At 72.0% G+C, this 21,439-nt stretch carries 16 protein-coding genes and 2 tRNA genes; 12 read left to right on the top strand and 6 right to left on the bottom strand.

The features are described from left to right. The first annotated feature begins 345 nt into the window (after positions 1–345). The gene (locus MXD60_RS24505) at positions 346–666 is read left to right on the top strand and encodes a hypothetical protein (RefSeq protein WP_248821708.1); all 321 of its coding nucleotides are present in this window, start codon (positions 346–348) and stop codon (positions 664–666) included. A gap of 146 nt (positions 667–812) precedes the next feature. On the opposite strand, the gene MXD60_RS24510 is transcribed toward MXD60_RS24505, so the two are convergent. Both MXD60_RS24510 and MXD60_RS24515 read right to left on the bottom strand, forming a co-directional pair. Continuing rightward, positions 813–886, bottom strand: a tRNA-Phe gene (locus MXD60_RS24510). A gap of 40 nt (positions 887–926) precedes the next feature. Beyond that, positions 927–1,001: transfer RNA gene (locus MXD60_RS24515), tRNA-Asp, on the bottom strand. 618 nt (positions 1,002–1,619) lie between these two features. On the opposite strand from MXD60_RS24515, the gene MXD60_RS24520 reads away from it, so the two are divergent. Next, complete coding sequence (locus tag MXD60_RS24520; protein ID WP_248821709.1) at positions 1,620–3,248, top strand: FadR/GntR family transcriptional regulator; 1,629 nt, start codon at positions 1,620–1,622, stop codon at positions 3,246–3,248. A 202-nt stretch (positions 3,249–3,450) separates the two neighbouring features. Continuing rightward, on the top strand, positions 3,451–4,167 hold the full coding sequence (locus MXD60_RS24525) for a histidine phosphatase family protein (RefSeq protein WP_248821710.1): 717 nt from the start codon (positions 3,451–3,453) through the stop codon (positions 4,165–4,167). Positions 4,168–4,193: 26 nt separating this feature from the next. On the opposite strand, the gene MXD60_RS24530 is transcribed toward MXD60_RS24525, so the two are convergent. Further along, entirely contained in the window at positions 4,194–4,634 is a 441-nt protein-coding gene (locus tag MXD60_RS24530; RefSeq protein WP_248821711.1) for a DUF3052 domain-containing protein, read from the bottom strand. Positions 4,635–4,916: 282 nt separating this feature from the next. Here MXD60_RS24530 and metH point away from each other — a divergent pair, with 282 nt between their 5' ends. From metH to MXD60_RS24545, 3 genes are all read left to right on the top strand, one after another. Continuing rightward, positions 4,917–8,708, top strand: coding sequence for a methionine synthase (metH, locus tag MXD60_RS24535; protein ID WP_248821712.1), 3,792 nt, complete (start codon positions 4,917–4,919; stop codon positions 8,706–8,708). 383 nt (positions 8,709–9,091) lie between these two features. Then, a complete protein-coding gene (locus tag MXD60_RS24540; protein WP_248821713.1) occupies positions 9,092–11,197 on the top strand; it encodes a phosphoinositide-specific phospholipase C-related protein in 2,106 nt (701 codons plus the stop codon). 283 nt (positions 11,198–11,480) lie between these two features. Continuing rightward, positions 11,481–12,152, top strand: coding sequence for a hypothetical protein (locus tag MXD60_RS24545; RefSeq protein ID WP_248821714.1), 672 nt, complete (start codon positions 11,481–11,483; stop codon positions 12,150–12,152). Between the two features lie 18 nt (positions 12,153–12,170). Here the strand turns inward: MXD60_RS24545 and MXD60_RS24550 are convergent, their stop codons facing one another. Then, positions 12,171–13,166 (bottom strand): nitrilase-related carbon-nitrogen hydrolase, encoded by a 996-nt coding sequence (locus MXD60_RS24550; RefSeq protein ID WP_248821715.1) that lies wholly within the window; start codon positions 13,164–13,166, stop codon positions 12,171–12,173. A gap of 15 nt (positions 13,167–13,181) precedes the next feature. Between MXD60_RS24550 and MXD60_RS24555 the strand changes: the two genes are divergently transcribed. From MXD60_RS24555 to MXD60_RS24565, 3 genes are all read left to right on the top strand, one after another. Beyond that, positions 13,182–14,396: an agmatine deiminase family protein gene (locus MXD60_RS24555; protein ID WP_248821716.1), complete on the top strand. Its 1,215-nt coding sequence runs from the start codon at positions 13,182–13,184 to the stop codon at positions 14,394–14,396. A gap of 220 nt (positions 14,397–14,616) precedes the next feature. After that, positions 14,617–15,573 (top strand): metal ABC transporter substrate-binding protein, encoded by a 957-nt coding sequence (locus MXD60_RS24560; RefSeq protein WP_248821717.1) that lies wholly within the window; start codon positions 14,617–14,619, stop codon positions 15,571–15,573. Between the two features lie 239 nt (positions 15,574–15,812). Further along, a complete protein-coding gene (locus MXD60_RS24565) occupies positions 15,813–17,303 on the top strand; it encodes an MATE family efflux transporter (RefSeq protein ID WP_248821718.1) in 1,491 nt (496 codons plus the stop codon). 25 nt (positions 17,304–17,328) lie between these two features. Here the strand turns inward: MXD60_RS24565 and MXD60_RS24570 are convergent, their stop codons facing one another. Next, positions 17,329–17,640, bottom strand: coding sequence for a hypothetical protein (locus MXD60_RS24570; RefSeq protein WP_248821719.1), 312 nt, complete (start codon positions 17,638–17,640; stop codon positions 17,329–17,331). Positions 17,641–17,937: 297 nt separating this feature from the next. Between MXD60_RS24570 and MXD60_RS24575 the strand changes: the two genes are divergently transcribed. Next, positions 17,938–18,795 carry a COG4705 family protein gene (locus MXD60_RS24575; protein WP_248821720.1) on the top strand — a complete coding sequence of 286 codons (858 nt, stop codon included), beginning with the start codon at positions 17,938–17,940 and terminating at the stop codon, positions 18,793–18,795. 21 nt (positions 18,796–18,816) lie between these two features. Here the strand turns inward: MXD60_RS24575 and MXD60_RS24580 are convergent, their stop codons facing one another. Further along, positions 18,817–19,329, bottom strand: coding sequence for a MarR family winged helix-turn-helix transcriptional regulator (locus MXD60_RS24580; RefSeq protein ID WP_248821722.1), 513 nt, complete (start codon positions 19,327–19,329; stop codon positions 18,817–18,819). A 60-nt stretch (positions 19,330–19,389) separates the two neighbouring features. On the opposite strand from MXD60_RS24580, the gene MXD60_RS24585 reads away from it, so the two are divergent. Beyond that, complete coding sequence (locus MXD60_RS24585) at positions 19,390–20,970, top strand: MFS transporter (protein ID WP_248821724.1); 1,581 nt, start codon at positions 19,390–19,392, stop codon at positions 20,968–20,970. Positions 20,971–21,045: 75 nt separating this feature from the next. Next, positions 21,046–21,384, top strand: a complete 339-nt coding sequence (locus MXD60_RS30510; protein ID WP_248821726.1) for a hypothetical protein — start codon at positions 21,046–21,048, stop codon at positions 21,382–21,384. Positions 21,385–21,439 lie beyond the last annotated feature (55 nt).

A 21,439-nucleotide genomic window follows, 5' to 3' on the forward strand; every position in this document is an offset into this window, starting at 1 on the left:
CAGGAGCCCAGTGCGGTAGTCCCGCACGCTGGGATCTGTGCGGGGGGCCGCCCGCAAGGGCGGTCCCTACCGCGATCGGTCTGGTCGTGGTCGACCTCGACACCCCGAAACCCGGCGACCGGCCGCCGGTCGGCGCATGGTCGTCCACCGGCGCCCGGTGCGGCACGGACGCTCTGCGCATCCTCGCCGAACGCGCCGGAGCTTACCGTGCCCCCGACCTACCTCGTCCGCACCGGCCGCGGCGGCTGACACCTCTACTACACCGCCCCGACCGACATCCGGCTGACGAACACGGGCCGCACCCTTGGCCCCTGAATCGACACCCGAGCGTGGGGCGGCCAGGTCGTGGCCGCGGGCACGAGCGTCGCCGGACGGCCCTACGCCCTCACCCGCGATCTTCCGCCGGCCCCACTTCCCGCCTGGCTGTTTCAGCCCCTCCGGCCAGCCACGCCGCGACCCGCACCCGCCCACGCCACGCGGGTGCCCGCCGACCGGCGCGGCGCCTACCTGGCCGCCGCCATCCGCCGCCAGGTCGGCTACGTCGCCGCCGCGTGCGACGGCGACCGCAACAACGCCCTGTACCGGGCCGCGCTCGGGCAACTGGTCGCCGGTGGCGCGCTGCCTCGTCCGGGCAGTCCGCTGCTAGGTCAACGGGACCGACATTGACCTCCTAGTCGTCTGCCAAGGATGATCTTACCTGCCGTTGGCAGGTGCGCGGTATCCGCAGGTGTTCCAAGGCAACTGAGACCAGGACTGAGACGACAGAGGCCACCGGCGCCGCCGATGGCCTCTGTCTTGCCTGCTTGTGTGGGTGGGCAGGGGCGGGGTCGAACCGCCGACCTTCCACTTTTCAGGCGGACGCTCGTACCGACTGAGCTACCTGCCCCAGGTCGTGTGGCCGGGATGGATCTTCGGCCATACGAACGCGGTCCCGACGGGATTCGAACCCGCGACCTCCGCCTTGACAGGGCGGCGTGAACTCCAGACTTCACCACGGGACCAAGCGTTAAGTGCGATCTTCAGTTGTTGCCCCAGGCTGGACTGAAGCGCGCCCTGCCAGGAACTGAGGGTCATGCTACACGACGGCGGGGCGGGGCGAGCCGGTAGGGACGATGGATTCTTGCCCAACGCTCACCGTGCCGAATCACTCGCGACACGCTACCCGGCCGCGCCCGCGCACCGCCCCTGAACCACCGGCGGCCGAGGCGGCTCCTGCGCTCCTCCGTCCCGGTCGCAGTGAGCCGCGATCCAGAATAGAGTGTCAGATCATCGCCTTCCGGAGCGAACTCGCTACCGCCTCGACCGAGGGTCGACCATGACTGGACCGGTGGACAGGTGGTCCGCAACGGCCGCGATCAGGCTCCCCCGAACGGGCGATCAGGCGGTTTCCGCCAGCGCTCCCGCGGCCGCTTCCCAGCGAATATCCTGGAGAGGCCAATCCCGCAATTTGGATGTCTGGGCGATATGTCCGGTCCATCCTGCGGGTACGCAGGGTGGCGTGCACATCGGGTCCACGCCGCGGGACATCACGCGAGACCGCGTACCGGGGGAGGTTTCAGACATCGATGCCGTCCGCCGACCGGGTCGCGAGGCTCATACCGCTACAGTCAATGAGTGTCATGAATAAAGAAGGTGCTCCTGGGGAGAAGCTTGCCGCGCAGGTCGCCCGGCGCATCGAGGAGGACATCATCGACGCCGGCTGGCCGGTCGGGACCGTGATCGGCTCCGAGCTGGCGCTGATCGAGCGGTACGGGGTCAGCCGCGCCGTTTTCCGGGAGGCCGTCCGGATCGTCGAGCACCACCAGGTCGCGATCACCCGTCGCGGCCCGGCCGGCGGGCTCGTCGTCCGCGCGCCGGACGAGGCCGCGGTCGCCACCGCGGTCGGCGTCTACCTGGAGCATGTCGGCGTCACGATCGAGTCGATCCTGCACGCCCGGCACATCGTGGAATCGCTGGCCGCCACCCTCGCCCCGAGCCGCATCACCGAGGACGGCATCGGGATCCTGCGCGGCATCCTCAACCGCCAGGCGACGGAGGACCCGAGCGAGCTCAGCCTCCACCACCAGCTGCACCACGCGATCGCGGCGACGACCGGCAACCCGGTGGTCGTCCTGTTCCTCGATGTCCTCAACGCGCTGACGCTGCGCTACAGCGCACGGGAGTACTCGGCCGCCCGCCGCTCCATCGCGCCGTCGCTGCTCGCCGAGCGGTCCGAACGGGTGCACCGCGACCACGTGGCCATCGCGGAGGCGGTGATCGGCGGTGACGCGGCCCGCGCCGAGCACCTGGCGACGGAGCACCTCAACGTCATGCACGAGTGGATCACCTCGCCCTCGACCGGCGGCGTCGTGCGGCGGCTTCGCTCCACCGCACCCGGCCTGACGTCCACCGCGGACGGCACCGTCGCGCCCAGCAAGCTGGCCGAAACCGTCGCCGGTCGCATCCACGAGGACGTGACGCAGGCCGGCCTGCCCGCCGGCGCGGTCATCGGTTCGGAAAGCGATCTGCTGGCCCGCTACGGAGTCAGTCGCTCGGTGCTGCGCGAGGCCGTCCGGCTGCTCGAATACCACTCGGTGGCGCAGATGCGCCGGGGGCCCGGCGGCGGCCTGGTCGTCGGCGAGCCGGACCCGTCCGCGACGATCGAGGCCACCGCCCTCTATCTGGAATACACCCAGGCGGGTGTGGAAGACCTGCGGATCGTGCGGAACGCGCTGGAGCTGAGCTGCATCGACATCCTGGTGGAGCGGCGCGACCCGGAACTGCTCGAACGGCTGACCGCTCTGCTCGCCATCGAGAGCACCGGCCGCGACGACAGCTTCGACGACCCGTCGGGCGACGACAACCCTCACGAGGACGGCGGGTTCGATCGCGGCGACGAGTTCGACAACGGCGGGGCGCCCGGCCATCGGCTGCACCTCGAACTGGCGCGACTGACCGGCAACGAGGCGCTGGCCTCGTTCGTCCGGGTGCTGACGGCGGTCTGGCCGCGCCATCTCGCCAGAGCCCACGCCCGCGCGGACGGCTACTCGGGCCGCCAGCCGCCAGCCGGCGCCGTGGCGGCGGCGCCGGTTCGCCTCGACGGTCCCCCGCAGCACCGCGCGGCCGACCGGGCGGCCCATCGGGGGATCCTCGAAGCCGTGATCGACGGCGATCGCGGCCTGGCCCGCCACCGGATGCGCCGTCACCTCGAAACGCTCACCGCGGTGGCGACCCCGCCGGCCGCTGGCCGCGCCGGGATGCACGGCTGAGCGGTTCGCTGCCTTTTCCACAGGGATAAATCGGGCGCGCGGGCCTGTGGACGAGACAGGAAGCCTCGTTCCCACGCACGCGCCGCTCCCAGGCGGGCGTCGGTGAGGTCGGATCCTTCTCACTCCGCCGCGAAGGATCGTTGGTTCGTGGCGTCGCCGTGGGATCGTCGGCACGAGAGGTCCGACCGGAGTCGTCTCGGGGGTGAACGTCCTGATCGCGGAACTGATGGCGGTGCGGCACGGACAGAGCGAGGCGAACGTCGCCTTCCCCGCGGCCCGGGCTGCGGGCCGGCTCGACTCGGGCCTGACCTGCCGGGACGCCGAGGTGCAACTGACCCCCCTCGGCCGCGCGCAGGCCGCGGCGCTCGGCCGAGCGCTCGCCGCCGACTCGCCGATCGCGCCGCCGCCGCAGATGGTGGTGTGCTCGCCGTACCTACGGGCCCAGCGGACCTACGAGATCGCCGCCGAGGCAGCCGCAGGCGCCGGGCTGACCATGCCGACGCCGACATTCGACGACCGGCTCGTCGACCGGCTGATGGGCGAGTTCGAGCTGATGACCCGGCTTGCGATCGACGCCGGGTTCCCGGCCGAGGCGGCGCGGTGGCGGGCCGAGGGGACGTGGCTGTACCGGCCGCCGGGCGGCGAGAACTTCCCCGACATCGCCGAGCGCCTCGGGTCGCTGCTGGCGGATCTCCATGCCGCGTATCCCGACAAGCGGGTCCTCGTCGTCGCGCACGATGCGGTGGTGGTGGTGCTGCGCCAGATCATCGAGGAACTGTCGTACGACGACCTGGCCCGGATCAGCGCCGCCGGCGGCATCCGCAACGCGGGGATCACCCGTTTCACCCGCACCGGCGGCCGCCTCGCGCTGGCCGAGTTCAACACCGCCACCCACCTCGCCGGCGTGCGGGCGGCCTGAGCCCCGGGCGGACCCGGCTGCCGGGGTCAGCGGTGTTCGCGGCGCCAGACGACGCGCAGGCCGGACCAGTTCTCGTCGACGGCGGCGACCTTGTTGTCGACCAGGCCGCGCGGGAGAGCGACCTCGCGCAGCAGATTCTCGTCGACGTCGCTGCGGTGGCCGGCGGCGCGGCGCGGCCAGGCCAGCCACAGCCCGCCCGCCGGCCGAATCGCCTCGGCGAACATGTCGACGGCGGCATCGACGTCCGCGGGCACCCGGCAGAACGCCACCGCGACGTCGACCGCCCCCAGCCCCTTGGTCAGGCCCGCGGCGAGCGGGCCACTGACGTTCTCCGCGTCGACGTCCTCGGGCAGGCCCGGGATCCCCCATCCGGGAGGCGCGGCGGCCAGGACCAGCCGATGGCCCGGCCTGATGCCGAGCTTGCGTGCCAACGGGGTTCCGGAGTACCCGGCTCCCGCGGCAGTCACTGCTTTCCCAACCACGTGACCACGTCGTTCTCCAGTTCGCGTTCTTCAGGGGCGCGGCCGGGATGCGGACGGCGGTGCGGCAAGGCGTGGCCGGTGAGAAATGTGCCTCATCGAGGGAGCCTGGCACAGTGCCCGGCTGACCGGAAGGGATCACTCGGGCACGGTATCGTTACGCTCAGGTCGAGAGGCGCTGCAACGGACTGAGCTCGCAACGGGCCCAGATCCGCCACGCTCGGCCCGTATCACCGTGAAAGGGCGCCTCCCACGACAGGGAGGTGTCACATGGCCAGTTCCACTTCCGTCCGCGACGCGTCGGCGTCCGAGGCGACCCGCGACGGCGCCGCCGCCAACGAGAGCGCCACGCCTCGCGACAGCGCTGCGGCCCTGCGGGAGCTGCTCGGCCAGCGGGTGGTCGTCCTGGACGGTGCCTGGGGCACGATGCTGCAGAACGCCGGGCTGACCCCGGCGGACTACCAGCTCGACTCGCTGCGTGACCATCCCAAGGACGTCGCCGGCGACCCGGACCTGCTCAACCTCACCCGGCCGGACGTCATTCTCGACGTGCACCGGCAGTACCTGGCCGCGGGCGCCGACATCACCACCACGAACACGTTCACCGCGACCAGCATCGGCCAGTCCGACTACGGGCTGGAGTCCCTGGTGCGGGAGATGAACATCCGCGGCGCCCAGCTCGCCCGGCAGGCGGCGGACGAGGCCGGCGGCCGGTTCGTCGCCGGTTCCGTCGGCCCGCTGAACGTGACGCTGTCGCTGTCCCCGCGGGTCGAGGACCCGGCGTACCGCGCGGTGACCTTCGAGGAGGTCCGCGCCGCGTACGCCGAGCAGATCAGCGCGCTCGTCGAGGGCGGCGTCGACCTGCTGCTCGTCGAGACGATCTTCGATACGCTGAACGCGAAGGCCGCGATCGCGGCGGCGCGTGATGTCGCGCCGCAGCTGCCGTTGTGGATCTCGGTGACGATCGTCGACCTGTCCGGGCGGACGCTGTCGGGGCAGACCGTCGAGGCGTTCTGGACCTCCATCGCGCACGCGGAACCGCTGGTCGTCGGCGTGAACTGCTCGCTGGGCGCGGAGGAGATGCGCCCGCACGTCGAGGCGCTGTCCCGCATCGCGAACACCTACACCGCCTGCCACCCGAACGCCGGGCTGCCCAACGCCTTCGGCGGCTACGACCAGACCCCCGAGGAGGCCGGCCGTCTCATCGGCGAGTTCGCCGCCGCCGGGATGGTCAACATCGTCGGTGGCTGCTGCGGGACGACGCCGGCGCACATCGCCCGGATCGCCGCCGCCGTCGACGGGCGTCCGCCCCGGCCGGTCCCCGCCCCCGAGCCGCGGACGCGGTTCAGCGGCCTGGAGACCTTCGAGATCGGCCCGGACACCGGCTTCGTCATGATCGGCGAGCGGACGAACGTGACCGGCTCGGCGCGGTTCCGCCGGCTCGTCGAGGCCGACAACTACCAGGCCGCCGTCGACGTCGCCCTCGAGCAGGTGCGCGGCGGGGCGAACCTGATCGACGTCAACATGGACGCCGACCTGCTCGACAGCGAGCGGGCGATGACGACGTTCCTGAACCTGCTGGCCACCGAGCCGGAGGCGGCCCGGCTGCCGATCATGATCGACAGCTCGCGCTGGAGCGTGCTGGAGGCGGGGCTGCGCTGCGTCCAGGGCAAGGGCGTGGTCAACTCGATCAGCCTCAAGGAGGGCGAGGAGGTCTTCCTCGAGCACGCCCGGCAGATCCGCGACTTCGGCGCCGGCGCCGTCGTCATGGCCTTCGACGAGCAGGGCCAGGCGGACACCACCGAGCGCAAGGTGGCGATCTGCGGCCGCGCGTACGACCTGCTCACCCAGATCGGCTTCCCCGCCGAGGACATCGTCTTCGACCCGAACGTGCTCGCCGTGGCCACCGGCATCGCCGAGCACAACGGCTACGCGAAGGCGTTCATCAAGGCGCTGCCCCTGATCAAGGAACGCTGCCCGGGGGTGCGGATCAGCGGCGGCATCTCGAACCTGTCGTTCTCGTTCCGCGGCAACGACGTCGTCCGCGAGGCGATGCACTCGGCGTTCCTGCTGCACGCGGTGCGCGCCGGGCTGGACATGGGCATCGTCAACGCCGGGCAGCTCGCCGTCTACGCGGACATCCCCGCCGACCTGCTCGAACTCGTCGAGGACGTGCTGTTCGACCGGCGCGAGGACGCCACCGACCGGCTCGTCTCGTTCGCCGAGACCGTCAGCGGCGGCAAGGGCACCCAGCGGGTCGTCGACCTGTCCTGGCGGGAGGCGCCGGTCGCGGCGCGCCTGTCCCACGCGCTGGTGCACGGCATCGTCGACTTCATCGAGGCCGACACGGAGGAGGCCCGGGCGAGCGCCGCGCGCCCCCTCGACGTGATCGAGGGCCCGCTGATGGACGGCATGAAGATCGTCGGCGACCTGTTCGGCTCGGGGAAGATGTTCCTGCCGCAGGTGGTGAAGAGCGCGCGGGTGATGAAGCGCTCCGTCGCCTACCTGGAGCCGTACATGGAGGCGGAGAAGGCTCAGCTCGCCGCCGACCGGGCCGAGCGGGCCCGGGTGATCGAGGAGGCGGGCGGCGTCGCCGAGCCGGAGGACGAGGGCGCGGGCGAGCGGCAGGGCAACGGCAAGGTCGTGCTCGCCACCGTCAAGGGCGACGTCCACGACATCGGCAAGAACATCGTCGGCGTGGTGCTGGGCTGCAACAACTACGAGGTGATCGACCTCGGCGTGATGGTGCCGGCGAAGGTCATCCTGGACACGGCGATCGCCGAGGGCGCCGACGCGATCGGTCTGTCCGGCCTGATCACGCCGTCGCTGGACGAAATGGTCGCGGTCGCCGCCGAGATGCAGCGGCGCGGGCTGCACCTACCGCTGCTCATCGGCGGTGCCACCACCTCGCGCCAGCACACGGCGGTGCGCATCGCCCCCGCCTATGCGTCGACCACCGTCCACGTGCTGGACGCCTCCCGGGTCGTCGGGGTCGTCTCCGATCTGCTCGACCCGGGCCGCGCCGCGGAGCTCGACACGGCGAACCGGGTGGAGCAGGAGCGGCTGCGCGAGGCGCACGAGAACCGCCGCTCGCAGCCGATGCTGAGCCTCGCCGACGCGCGGGCGAACCGGGAGCAGGTCGACTTCTCCGACCTGCCCACCCCGGCGTTCACCGGGCTGCGGACGGTCACGCCGGACCTGACCGCGCTACGCGACATGATCGACTGGCAGTTCTTCTTCCTGGCCTGGGAGCTGAAGGGCAAGTACCCGGCGATCCTCGACCAGCCGGTCGCCCGCGAGCTGTTCGACGAGGGCAACGCGCTGCTCGACCAGATCATCAAGGACGGCAGCCTGCAGGCGAAGGGTGTCTACGGCTTCTGGCCGGCCGTCAGCGACGGCGACGACATCGTGATCGAGCTGGACGGCGCCGGGCAGGGCCGGGCGATCGACGGTGCCGTCGACGGGCGGCTGCGGCTGCCGATGCTGCGCCAGCAGACGGTGAAGCCGGCCGGCCGGCCGAACCGCAGCCTCGCCGACTATGTGGCACCCGCCGGTGACCACCTCGGCGCCTTCGCAGTGGGCATCCAGGGCGCGAGCGCGCTCGCGGCCGAGTTCGAGAGCCAGCAGGACGACTACCGGGCGATCATGGTGAAGGCGCTGGCGGACCGGCTCGCGGAGGCGTTCGCCGAGTACGTCCACCTCGCCGCCCGCCGGGACTGGTTCGAGCCGGGGGCCGAGCCGGCCCTCGCGGATCTGCACGCGGAGCGCTTCCGCGGCATCCGACCCGCGTTCGGCTACCCCGCCAGCCCGGATCACAGTGAGAAGCAGGCGCTGTTCGACCTGCTCGACGCCGGCTCCGCCGGCCTCGCGCTGACCGAGTCGTTCGCGATGACCCCGGCGTCGGCCGTCAGCGGTCTGATCTTCGCGAACCCGGCGTCGACCTACTTCACCGTTGGACGCATCGGCCGCGACCAGGTCGAGGACTACGCCCGCCGGCGTGGCCTCGACATCGCGGAGATCGAGCGCTGGCTGCGCCCGAACCTGGCGTACGACCCGGAGTGACGGGCAGCTGCCGGCCGGCGTGAGCATCGCCTCGGTTCACGCCGACACCTGATACTTATGTCAATATTTCAACGTTAATAGGGGGTGTAGTGCGGGGTAGGCGCGGCGGGTGACCTCGGCAGTTCGGGGGCGTCGCGGCGAACCGGCCGGGGCATGCCGCAACGGTGCGCCGACTCGACGTCCCCGCCGAAGCCGCTGCCCCGGCCTGCCCTGCCCCGACCTGCCCTGCCCCGACCACCTCCGCCACCGACCCGGCCCGGACCACGCCGACCGGCCCTGCCCCTGCCGCTGGCGCCACCCCTGCCGCAGCGCGGCCGAGTGGGCGGCGGCGTGGACGGATATGGATCATCGTCGCGCTGTGCAGCGCGTTGCTGTGCTGGCCGGTGGCGGTCGGCGCCCTGACGACGAACCTCACGGTGCAACGGGCCGGCTACTACCGGCAGGCCGTCGAGGACGCGGACGTCTACGACCGGCTGTACGACCAGGTCCTCGCTGATCCGGCGGTCGCGGGGGTGACCCGCGACCTGCTCGCGGGGTTGCCCGTCCCGTCCGACGTCGTCGTCGACAACCTGCGGATCGTCGCGCCGGCCTCCGCCGTCCGCGGAACCGTGAACACCCTCAGCGCCCAGATAGCGGACTATCTGGGCGGCACCTGCCCGACCCTCGCGCTCAGCGTCGACCTGCGGCCGGTGTTCGCGGCGATCGCGAAGCTCGCGACCATCTACCTGGCCGGACAGGTGTCGGGCACACCGACCTTCCAGGCCCATGACGTCGCGGCCGTCACCCAGGTGCTGGTCGCCGGCCTCGACCAGATGGCGCAGGGACGCCGCCCGGCCGGCATCCCGACCTTCGACCTCACCGGCCGGCAGGCCGATCGGATCACCTCCGTCCTGGTGAGCAGACTGCCGCCGGCGGACCGGGTGCGGATGCGCGGCGAGATCGCGGGCCTGCTGCGCCAGGGTCGGGTGTCCGCCGCGCTCGCGGCGGTGGGACCGCTGCTGTTCCGGGGGGACGAGGCGGCCCTCACCGACCTGCGTCGGCGCCTCGCCGGTGACCAGCTCGACCTGGGCACGCCGCTGGCCCGCGCGCACCCGTCGGCCGGCACCGGGGTCCTGCGGACGCTGCACCGACTGGGCCGCGCCGGCACGCTCGCGTTGTGCGTGCTGCCGGCGATCCTCGCGGTGGCAGGGGTACTGCTCGCGGCGCGCCGGGCCGGCCGGCGATGGGCCGACGCGGTCCTGCTCGCGGGCAGCGGGATGCTGGCCGGTGGCGGCGTGGCGCTCGGGCTCGGCCTGCTCCTGCCCACGCTGGTGGGCGACCCGACCGCGGCTGTCATCGGTGCGAACCCCACGCTGCCGCCTCGGGTCGGGGAACTGCTGCACGACCTGCAGAGCAGCATGATCAGCCGGGTTCAGGGGAGGTCAGGCCAGCTGGCCGTCGCGGTGCTGCTCGCGGGCTGTGTCGCGGTCGCCGCGGGCCTGCTGGCCCGCTACCGACCCCGGCTGCTCGCCCGGCGCCGGGTGGCGGCTCTCGTGGCGTCCGCGGCGGTGCTGGTCGGCGGTTCGTGGCTGGCGGCACCGGCCCGGTTCCGCGGGGGCGAGGCGACGAACTGCAACGGAAGCCGCGTCCTGTGCACGCTGCGCTACGACCAGGCCGCGTACGCGGCCAGCCACAACGCCATGTCGTCCAGCGCGACCAATTTCGTCGGTGCGACGCAGGACCCGGATCTCGTCGGCCAGCTCGACACGGGCGTGCGCGCGCTGCTCCTCGACGTGCATCACTGGACCACCCCGACGCAGGTGGAGACGTTCCTGGCCGGTCTGCGGCCGCAGGAACGGGAGGCACTGGCGCCGCTGGCCCGCGGCGCGCAGTCGGCCCGCCCAGGACTGTGGCTGTGTCACAGCGTGTGCCAGTTCGGCTCGGTGAACGTCGACGTGGCGCTGCGGTCCATCGGCGACTGGCTGGAGCGCAACCCGTCCGAGGTGGTCACGCTCGTGCTGCAGGACTCGGCGCCGCCCGACGAGGTCATGGCGGCGTTCCGCCGCTCCGGGCTGGCGCGGTATCTCGTGACCCCGCCCGCGGACCCGCACGGCCGGTGGCCGACGCTCGGCCATCTGGTCGCGACCGACCGGCGGCTGGTCGTCTTCGCGGAGAACGCGGACGTTCCGGGCAGCTGGTACCGGCGGCTGTTCCGGTACGCGGCCGACACCCCGTTCGACGTTCCGTCGGCGAACGCGTTCACCTGCCAGGTGCGCCGTGGGCCAGCGGACGCGTCGATGCTGATGGTCAATCACTGGGTGGAAGGTGACGATCCGGGCCGGACCTACGCCGACTCGGTGAACCGGACACCGTCGTTGCTCGCCCATGTGCGCCGCTGCGAGCAGGCCGGCAGGCGACCGACGTTCATCGCCGCCGACTTCACCACCATCGGCGATCTCGTCCCGACCATCGCCGCCCTGAACGCGGCCCGCGTCCATTCCGGTCACTGACACGGTTTACCTCGGTCGCGTCGGGTATCCGTATTATGTGCATCCGCTCGGTGGCAACGGCGGCCGGGGCGGCGGGGGGCGCACGGATTGCGCACCCAACCGTGCTCGGCTTTTATTCGGGACGTATTCCGCACGCGTGGCCGGAATGTTTTCCGCGCTGGTTTCCGCGCCGGTTGGCCGCGCGGATCTACCCCGAAACCGGCAACCACCGGTCTGGCGGGATCCGGGGCGTGGCGCGAAGCGGCCGGAGCCGCCCGGTGGCCGCGCCGGTTCGCTACTGACCGTGCTGGTGGTGGCCGTCCTGTTGGCAGCGGCGATCGCCACCCGGCCGCGCGGCGGGTCTGGCCCCGGCGCCCCGGCGCTGGTCATCGGCGACTCGGTGGTCGCCGTCGCGGCGCAGGCGACGAGCACCGGCCCGGTCCGGCTGATCGGCTACCCGGGGCTCAACCCCGACGTCTACGCCGGCACGTCCTCGCCGATGCTGGCGGCCGACCTGGCATTGGCCGGCCGGCCCCGCACGGTGGTGCTGAACTGGAACGGCAACAACCCGCGCGAACTGGTCGGCACCCGGCTCGTCGCCGACTACCGGGCCGAGCTCACCGGGCAGATCCGCTGGTACCTGCGACACGGGGTGCGCAGGATCGTGCTGGCCGCGGCCATACCGTCCGCGCTGAACGACTCCCGCCGGCAGCAGGACTGGACCTCGCCGGCCTCCGCGCGCGGCGGGGCGATGCTCGGCAACCCCCATCTCAACGAGATGTACCGGAAGCTGGCCGGCGACTTCGGCGACGCGGTGCGCTACTCGGACCGGGCGGCCCTGGCGATTCATCCCGACATGAGGTTCAACGCCCGGCTGGACGGCCGGCTCTGCATCGCCGACTACGTACATCCCGCGCCGTACTGCGCGGCCCGCTACGCCCGCGCCCTGGCCGCGCTGGCCGGGGACGACTCCTGACGGCGCCGCCGCCACCGCTCAGGGACGGCGGGGTTCGCTCAGCGACGCGTAGGCGTCGGGCCGGCGGGTGGTCAGGAACGGGAACAGCGTGAGCCAGTCCTGGCGCTGGTCGAGATCGAGGTCCGCGACCAGCACCGCCGGGACGTCACGCGGCGCGCGGACCAGCACCCGGCCGTACGGGTCGCTGATGAACGAGCTGCCGTAGAACGTCAGCGCGCCCTCGCTGCCGATCCGGTTCACCGCGACCATGAACGTCCCGTTCGCTATCCCGCTCCCGACGATCACGCTCCGCCACAGCGGCTCGGTGTCGAAACCGGGATGGTCCGGCTCGGAGCCGATCGCCGTCGGGTAGACGAGGACCTCCGCACCGGCCAGGCCGTAGGCCCGGGCAAGCTCCGGGAACCACTGGTCCCAGCAGGTGGGGAAGCCGAACCGGCCCTGGTCCAGCTCGACGACGGGGAAGCTGTCCGGACCGGCCGGCCCGGGGCGGAAGTACCGGTCCTCGTGGTAGCCGGCGGTGACCGGTATGTGCATCTTGCGGGTTCGGGCGAGGAGCCTGCCGTCGGGGCCGACGACGATGGCGGTGTTGTACCCGAGGCCGTCGTCGAACCCGAGGGCGTCGCCGTCGTCCGCCCGTTCGTACAACGACATGTGCACGGTGAGGCCCAGTTCGGCGGCGAGGGTGGTGGCGAACCGGCGCGTCGGGCCGTCCTCGACGCTCTCCGCCAGCGCGGCCGGCCGGCCACCGGTCGCCCCACCTGCTGCCTCACCGCCGGCCGGCGGTGAGGACGGCGGCTGATCGGCGAAATAGCGCGACAGGGTCAGTTCCTGGAAGCAGACGAGGCGCGCGCCCAGCTCGGCCGCGGTGACCGCGCCGGCCCGCAGCGCCGAGGCGTGCTCGGCCGGGTCCGGATGCCAGCGGTGCTGCACGGCCGCGATCCGCAGCGGCGGCCGCGAAGCTGGCTGCGTGCGCGCCGGTGACGCGGGCACGCCGAGGCTGGTGACCGTCAGCATGCCCGCGATGGTCTCATGCTGTTTGCCGTCACTGCGGGTTGCCGTCACTGCGGGCCGTCACTGCGGGCGCGCGCCGCGGCGATCGGCGCCGTCGAGCCCTGCGATGATGCCGCCGTGCCCGTCGCCCGCCCCGACCCAGCCGACCCGGCCGACCCGGCCGACCCGGGACACCCGGGACACCCGACCGACACGGCCTGTCCGAGCGCGCGGCGGATGCCGGCGGAATGGGAGCCGCACCGTCGGACCTGGATGGCGTTCCCGCCGCCGAACGACACGTTCGGCCCGGAGGGTTCCGCGAGCCTCGCCGCCGCGCGGACGGCCTGGGCCCGGGTGGCCACCGCGGTCAGCCGCCACGAACCCGTCGTCCTGCTCGCCGGTCCGGGCCAGGGCGCGGCCGCCGCGCGGCTGGTGCCGCCGGCGGTGACCGTGCTCGAACAGCCACTGGACGATGCGTGGATCCGCGACACCGGCCCGACCTTCACCATCGAGGACGGTCGCCGTCTCGGCGCCGTCGACTGGGTGTTCAACGGCTGGGGCGCCCAGGAGTGGGCGAGCTGGGCGGTGGACCGGTCGCTGGCCGCCCTGATCGCCGGCCGAGCCGGCGCGGCGGTGCGGCACTCGTCCCTGACGAACGAGGGCGGCGGGATCGCCGTCGACGGCGCCGGCACGGTCCTGCTCACCGAGACGGTGCAGCTCGACCCGCTGCGCAATCCGGGCTGGGACCGGGCCCGGGTCGAGGCGGAGGTACACGCCCAGCTCGGCACGTCCCGGGCCATCTGGCTGCCGCGGGGGGTGGCCCGGGACTACGACCGGTTCGGCACCCGTGGTCACGTCGACGTCGTCGCGGCGTTCGTCCGCCCCGGCGTCGTCGCGGTCCACAGCCAGCCCGACCCGGCCCACCCCGATCATGCGATGACCCGGGAACTCGCCGCGCTGCTGCGGGGCAGCCGGGACGCCGCCGGTCGACAGCTGACGGTGGTCGAGATCCAGGCGCCGACGGTGCTTGAGGTCGACGGCGGTCCGGCCGGCTACTCCTACCTGAACCACTACATCGGCAACGGCGTGGTCGTCGTCGGCGTCTTCGACGATCCTCGGGACGCCGAGGCGCTCGACCTGATCGGCCGGTTGCACCCGGCGCGGCACGTCGAGCCGGTCGACGCACGCGTGATCTTCGCGCACGGTGGCGGGGTGCACTGCCTCACCCAGCAGGAGCCCGCGATCGCGGGCTGACCCGAGAACCCAAGCACCCGCCGGGACCTCCACAGCGGAATGAACCCGCAGGTGGACGGAGTGCGCGACGGCGACTTCGCGGTACTGGTCGGGCACGGCGACCACAACCCGTTATTGACATGCGTTTCGGGAATCGTTTTCATCAGGGTGCGGCGGCGTCAACCCCTCCTGCGCCGCCGCGCCGCCCGCCCGCCTGCCTGGACCCGTCGAAGAGGACTCCGTGCCCCCCTCCCCTCGCCTCCGCCGCCCGCCCCCTGTCCGCCTGCCGGCCGCCTTCGCCGGAATCGCCCTGCTCGTCGCCGTCCTCGCCGGCTGCGGCTCCGGCGGCGCGGCGTCGGCCGCCGACGGCCGGCTTCCGGTCGTCGCGACGACGAGCCAGGTCGCCGACTTCACCCGCGCCGTCGGCGGCGATCGGGTCAGCGTCACCCAGATCCTGCGACCCAACGTGGACCCGCACGACTACGAACCCACCCCGGCCGACCTCGACGCGATCGGCGATGCCAAGGTGCTCGTCGAGAACGGCGTCGGCCTGGAGAGCTGGCTCGACGACACGGTCGGCGCAGCCGGCTTCGACGGCGTCCGGGTCGACGCGAGCCGCGGCGTCGCGATCCGGTCGGGCACCGGCGACGAGGAGAAGGGCGGCGATCCGCACATCTGGCACAACCCGCTCAACGTCAAGATCATGGCGGCGGACATCGAGCGCGGGCTCGCGCAGGCCGATCCCGCGAGCGCCGGCTACTTCCACGCCAACCGCGTCGCCTACGACGCACGACTCGACGCCCTGGACGCCGACATCCGCCGGCAGATCGCGACGATCCCGCCCGCCAACCGCAAGCTGGTCACCAACCACGACGCCTTCGGCTACTACCTCGCCCGGTACGGGTTGACCTTCGTCGGTTCGATCATCCCGAGCTTCGACACCGCCGCGGAGCTCTCCGGCAGCAACATCCGCAACCTCGTGGACCGCATCCGGGCGACGGGCACCAAGGCCGTGTTCTCCGAGTCCTCGCTCCCGCCGCGGACCGCGCGGACCATCGCGTCAGAGGCCGGCGTCCGGGTGGTGGCCGGCGAGGACTCGCTCTACGGCGACACCCTTGGACCGTCCGGCTCGGACGGTGCGACCTATCTGCAGATGGAGGAGCACAACACCCGCGAAATCGTCGCCGCGTTGAGATGAACGTCGACGTTCCGGCGCAGCAACCTGAAGTCGACACTTACGTCACGGTAGAGTTGGGCGCGCAATAGGCGGAGCCGCGTTGACCAACCGCAGACCGGACCGGGGGGTAGGTAGCGGCGCGGCGCGGCCGTCGTCAGGCCGGCACGACCGACCGAACCCGTCGGGCGGCCTGACGGTGTCGCGTGTCCGCCGAGCGGATCCCGGAACGGGCGCGAGGTAACCGACACGTGGATGACGATGTGACGCGCGGCTCGGATCGCGCGACCAGCCTGGACCCTGGAGTCCCGCCGCCGCGGCTCCCCCAGGAAGGTCCGCGCGCGGACCGGCACGACCACTCGAACCATGAATATCCGGACCGCAGCCATTCCGACCGTGAGTATGCGGACAATGACTTTGCGCGCCGCGACTATCCGGACTATGTCGACCTCCCCGGCCAGGCTGCGGAGCTGGCCGACCAGCCCGAGACCGACGCCCCGGTCCGCTCGGGCAGCCGGGCCAACGCGTTGTGGACGGTCTTCGATCAGGTCGTCTCCAGCGGCACGAACGCGGCGATCAACTTCCTCATCGCCCGCCGGGTCGACCCGACCGGGTTCGGTGCCTTCGCCATCGCCTACACGATCTTCGCCATGGTGGTCGGCCTGGCCCGGGCCGCGGCGACCGCGCCGCTCGGGATCAGCTACGCCGACGCGCCGCCCTCGGCGTTCCGCGCGGCGGTGCGCAGCGCGGCCGGTACGGCGCTCGCGCTGGGCTCCGTGGTGGGGGTGCTGCTCCTGCTGGTCGGGGCGGCGCTGCGGGGCGCCGTCGGACTGAACCTGGCCGCCATGGGCGTGATCATGCCGGCGCTGCTGCTGCAGGACGCGTGGCGTTATGCCTCGTTCGCGCAGGGCCGGCCGCTGCTCGCGGTGGCGAACGACCTGGTGTGGGCGGCGGGGCTGGCCGCCGGTGTCGGCCTGCTCGCCGTCGCCACCCCCGGCGGTCACGGCGGCGCGGCGCTGGTCCTGCTCTGGGGAGCGGCCGCCGGGCTCGCCGCGCTGGTCGGCATCGGACAGCATCGCGCCTGGCCGGCGCCGCGCCGCGCCTGGGCGTGGTTCACCGGGCACCGTGAGACGACCGGCTTCATGACCGCCGAGTTCCTCACCCTGCAGGGGGCGCAGCAGTCCTCCACTCTGATCATCGGCGCGATCGGCTCGACGTCGCTGGTCGGCGCGCTGCGGGGGTTGCAGACACTGCTCGCGCCCACCACGAACCTGGCCGTGGCGCTGATGAGCTTCGCCATCCCCGAGTTCTCCCGGCGCAAGCACATGCCCGGCCGCGACGTGCTGCGCGGTGCGTATCTCGTCAGTGGACTGGTGGTGGTCTCCAGCACGCTGTGGGGGCTCGCGTTCATGGTGCTGCCGGGCAACTTCGGCGCCGCCCTGCTCGGCGACACCTGGAAGCAGACCCACGAGCTGCTGCTGCTCGCCGTGATCGCGCAGGCCGGCCCGGGTCTTGCGGTCGGCCCGGCAGCGGTGCTGTACGCCTTCGGCCGGACCAGGCTGACCTTCTGGATCAACCTGTTCTTCGTGCCGTTCCTGCTCGCCTGCCCGGTGATCGGCCTGCTCGTGGGCGGCGCCCGGGGCGTGGTGATCGGCAACATCATCGTGTACTGGGCGACGATCCCGCCCTGGCTGTACTACCTGCACCGCCAGGTGCGCGTCTCGGCTGAGCAGCAGGCAGTGACGAGCGGGTGACCGACCGGCCGCGGGCGGGCGGTCGTCAGGTCGTCTGGACCGTGGGCGGGTGGCCGTTCCAGGTCACGAAGCACGACGACGTGGTGCCGCCGTGGCTGAAGTCGACCCGCAGCCACCCGTCGGCCTGCCAGGCAGGTACCTGCCAGCCGGGGTCCGGGGTCGCCGAGACCAGCCGGGCCGAACCGCGCCCATCTCCAGCACCACCCGCCCGCCGTTCAACTGATAGCCGCGGACCTCCGCCGCTGGCGACGCCGACCTGCTCGCCGCCGAGGGGCGCTACGCCGCGTTCTGGGCCGAACGCCGCCGGGCCCGCGGCTGGCGGCTGACCGCCGAGCACCAGCCGCCCACCACCGCGGACACCGCCGCGGACACCGCCGCGGACACCGCCGGTAGCCAGCTTCGCCGGTCATGCCGGCCGCGACGAGCCGTCCGGCAGTGTTCGACAACCTCCGGAAATCGCCATCCAATACCGGTGTAGACGTTTCCGTTCCTCGTTCACATCCTCCTTTCATCGAGCTCTCCCTACGTTCGCGAAAAGATCCGCCGACCGGTTGTCATAACACAGAGGGAGTTCAGCATGGCCGGAGCAGAAGCCATCGCGGGGCCACTTACCACCGGTAGCGGTCGATATGCCATGAAGAAGCTGCCGGCGGTCACGCTGGCCTTCTGGATCATGAAGGTCGCCGCGACAACCCTGGGTGAGACGGCCGGCGACCTGTTCGCCCAGACCCTCAAAATCGGTTATTTCATGACGACGGTCGCGCTTTTCGCCATCTTCGTCGCCACCCTGGCGATCCAGCTGCGGTCCCGCCGCTACAACCCCTTCTGCTACTGGGCGGTCATTCTCTCGACCAGCACGGCCGGAACCACGATGTCCGACTTCATGAATCGCGACGCCAGTGCCAGGTACCTGGCCAAGGGCGCGGACTCCCTCGGGCTGGGCCCGCAGGGCCTCGGCCTGGGCTACCCCACTGGCGCGGCGATCCTGATCTCCATTCTGGTGGCCATCTTCGTCGTCTGGAAACTGACCCGACTCACCTTCTCGATCGGGCACATCAACACGTTTCGCGGCGAGTGCCTGTTCTGGGCGGCGATCCTGGTGTCGAACACGCTCGGCACCTCGATGGGCGATTTCCTCTCGGACAGTTCCGGGCTCGGCTACGCCGCCGGCGCACTGGTCATCGCGGCCGCGCTCGGCGTGCTGCTCGCCCTGCGATACCTGCCGCAGGTGCCGAACGTGCTGCTGTTCTGGCTGGCCTTCGTGCTGACCCGCCCGCTGGGGGCCACCGTCGGCGACCTGCTCACGAAGCCGGTCGCCAAGGGCGGCCTGCAGCTCGGCACCGCGGGTTCCTCCGCGGCCCTGCTCGCCCTGCTGCTCGGCTTCGTCGGCTACGCCTCCTTGCGACAGGAGCGGACCGAGCGACAGCAGCGTGTGCTGTACCCCGTAGGCCCCCCGACCGACTCCACGGCGGTGGTCGTCGAGGCGTCCTGACGCGGGGGGCGGAGCCCGCGATCAGCCGGTGTGGTCCTCGTCGGCGGCGAGCGCGAGGCCGAGCAGGACGTGCAGATTCCGCCGATCCGCCGGGGCGAGGTGGTCGAGGACCCGGTCCTCGACGTTGTCCATCGCCCGTTCGGCGCCGCGCAGCGCGGCGGTGCCCGCAGCGGTGCGGTGCACGAGGTGGCGCCGGCGGTCGCTCGGGTCGCGTCGGCGCTCCACCCAGCCGGCACGCTCGGCCACGTTGAGCAGCAGAACCGTGTTGTTCGCGTCGATGCACAGCGTCTCGGACAGCGCCCGCTGCGGAACGCCATCGTCCTCGCGGACGTGGTTGAGCAGGACGAAGCACTTTAGTGACATGCCGAGATCGCGCTCGCCGGCCTCGCGGTAGACGCGGCGGGCCAGTCGAGTCAGCAGGACGAGGGTCCCGGCGTCGCTCGCGACGGCTCCGCAGCTGGCCAGCCCGGCGGAGCTGGCCAGCCCGGCGGAGCTGGCCAGCCCGGCGAAGTCGGGTGGAGCTATCATGATCATCGACAGTACCGCGCGCACGTTGAGTTGGCAAGAAGATAATCACTGCTACAGTGACTATCCATGAACAATGCCGATGCTGCGGCTGGCCCGTCGACCACGTCGACCCGCCGGCGGCTGGCCCTCCTCGTGGTGCTCGTCGCCCAGTTGATGGTCATCCTGGACGGCAGCGTCGTGAACGTCGCGCTGCCGGTGATCCAGAATGACCTGCGCATCAGCCAGACGAACCTGACCTGGGTCATCAACGGCTACCTGATCAGCTACGGCAGCCTGCTGCTGGTCGCGGGCCGGCTCGGCGACCTGTTCGGCCGCAAGCCGATCTTTCTTGCCGGCCTCGCGATCTTCACCGCGGCCTCCGCGGCCTGCGGTTTCGCCGGCAGCGAGACCGTGCTCATCGCCGCCCGCTTCGCCCAGGGCGTCGGCGGCGCGCTCGCCTCGGCAGCCGTGCTCGCCTTCATCGTGACCGACTTCCCGCAGGCCGAGGAGCGCGCCCGGGCGATGAGCTTCTACCTGCTCGTCACCGTCGGCGGCGGCTCCATCGGGCTGCTGCTCGGCGGCGTTCTGACTGAAGCATTGAGTTGGCACTGGATTTTCGCGATCAACATCCCGATCGGCGTCGTCACACTGGTCGCGGGGCTGCGGCTGCTCCCGTCCCGGGCCGGCACCAGCGCCGGGGGCGGCGTCGACATCGTCGGCTCGGTGCTCGTCACGGCCTCCGCACTGATCGGTATCGACGGGATCGTCGGCGCGTCCGAGCACGGCTGGCTGTCCGCACGCACCCTCGGCACCCTCGGCGTGGCCGTCGTGCTGCTCGCCGCGTTCTTCGGCTGGGAAAGCCGGGTGCACAACCCCATCGTGCCGCTGCGCATCCTGCGGGAGCGGTCCCTCATCGGATCCGCGGCCGTCCGGGCGGCTGTCATCGCAGGTCTCTACGGTGTGTTCTTCTTCGGGTCGCTGTTCCTGGAGGAGGTTCTCCACTACGGCTCGATCAAGACGGGTCTGGCCTTCCTCCCCCAGACCCTCGTGATCGCCGCGCTGTCGTCCGGTGTCACCACCCGGCTGATGGGCCGGTTCGGGCCGTTCCGGCTGCTCGTCGCCGGCCTGATCATCATGATCGCCGGCCTGGTCCTGCTCGCCTGGACCAACGGCAACACCGACGCCAGCTACCTCCCCTGGCTGTTCCTGTCGCTGATCGGTGTCGGGGTCGGCGCGGGCCTGCTGTTCATGCCGTTGCTGGTCATCGCGATGAAGAACGTCCCCGCCGAGGACGCCGGGCTCGCCTCCGGCGTGGTGAACGTGTCGATGCAGATCGCGGGCGCCGTCGGCCTCGCCGTGCTCGCCACGCTGTCCGCGAACCGCACCAACGACCTGATCCGGTCCGGGCACGACCCGCTGCACTCGCTCGCCGACGGCTATCGCCTCGGCGGGCTCGTGGGCGCCGGCTGCGTCGTGGTCGCCCTGATCATCGCTCTGCTCGTGCTGCGCCCCAGCCAGCTCGCCGCGGCTGCCGCTGCCAGCGCGCCCACGGCCCCTCCCGAGCTGGTGGACGCCGTGGTGGCAGGCACCCCGGCCGACGTCGACGTCGCCGTGATCCCGGCCCAGCAGCCGAGCGGCTCCATGAACGAGCAGCCCGCGAACGACTGATCGCCTCAGATCGACCCGCGCCGACCCCCACGAAGTGGGGCAACAATGCGAAGGGCACGGTGACTTTTTGTCACCGTGGCCGGGGTCCTCGCCGACGCCGGCCCGACCCTGGACGCGGTCGACTCCCGCCTGGTCGCCGACCCGTTCCACCTGCTCGACTGCGCGATGACCTCCGAGGGCGGCTGCGCCCTGCTGCTCACCACCGCCGAGCGGGCCGCGGACCTGCGCCACCCGCCGGTCGCGGTGCTCGGCGGCGGCGCGGACCACTTCGGGCCCAGCTACCGGTTCCCGCCGGCCTGGGATCTCGCCGGTTTCCGCCGCCACGAGAACAGCCAGGAATCCACCGGCGTTTCGGCCCGCCGCAAACAGACGGCCGGCCATCGATTGTTTGTCGCCGCGCAATCGAAGAAGTGACCGGCGTTGCGTACCCATCGGATTCCCGGCAGGATTGTCGCGGTCCCGCGTACCG

The sequence above is a fragment of the Frankia sp. AgB32 genome (assembly GCF_023243045.1).
GTDB lineage: Bacteria > Actinomycetota > Actinomycetes > Frankiales > Frankiaceae > Frankia.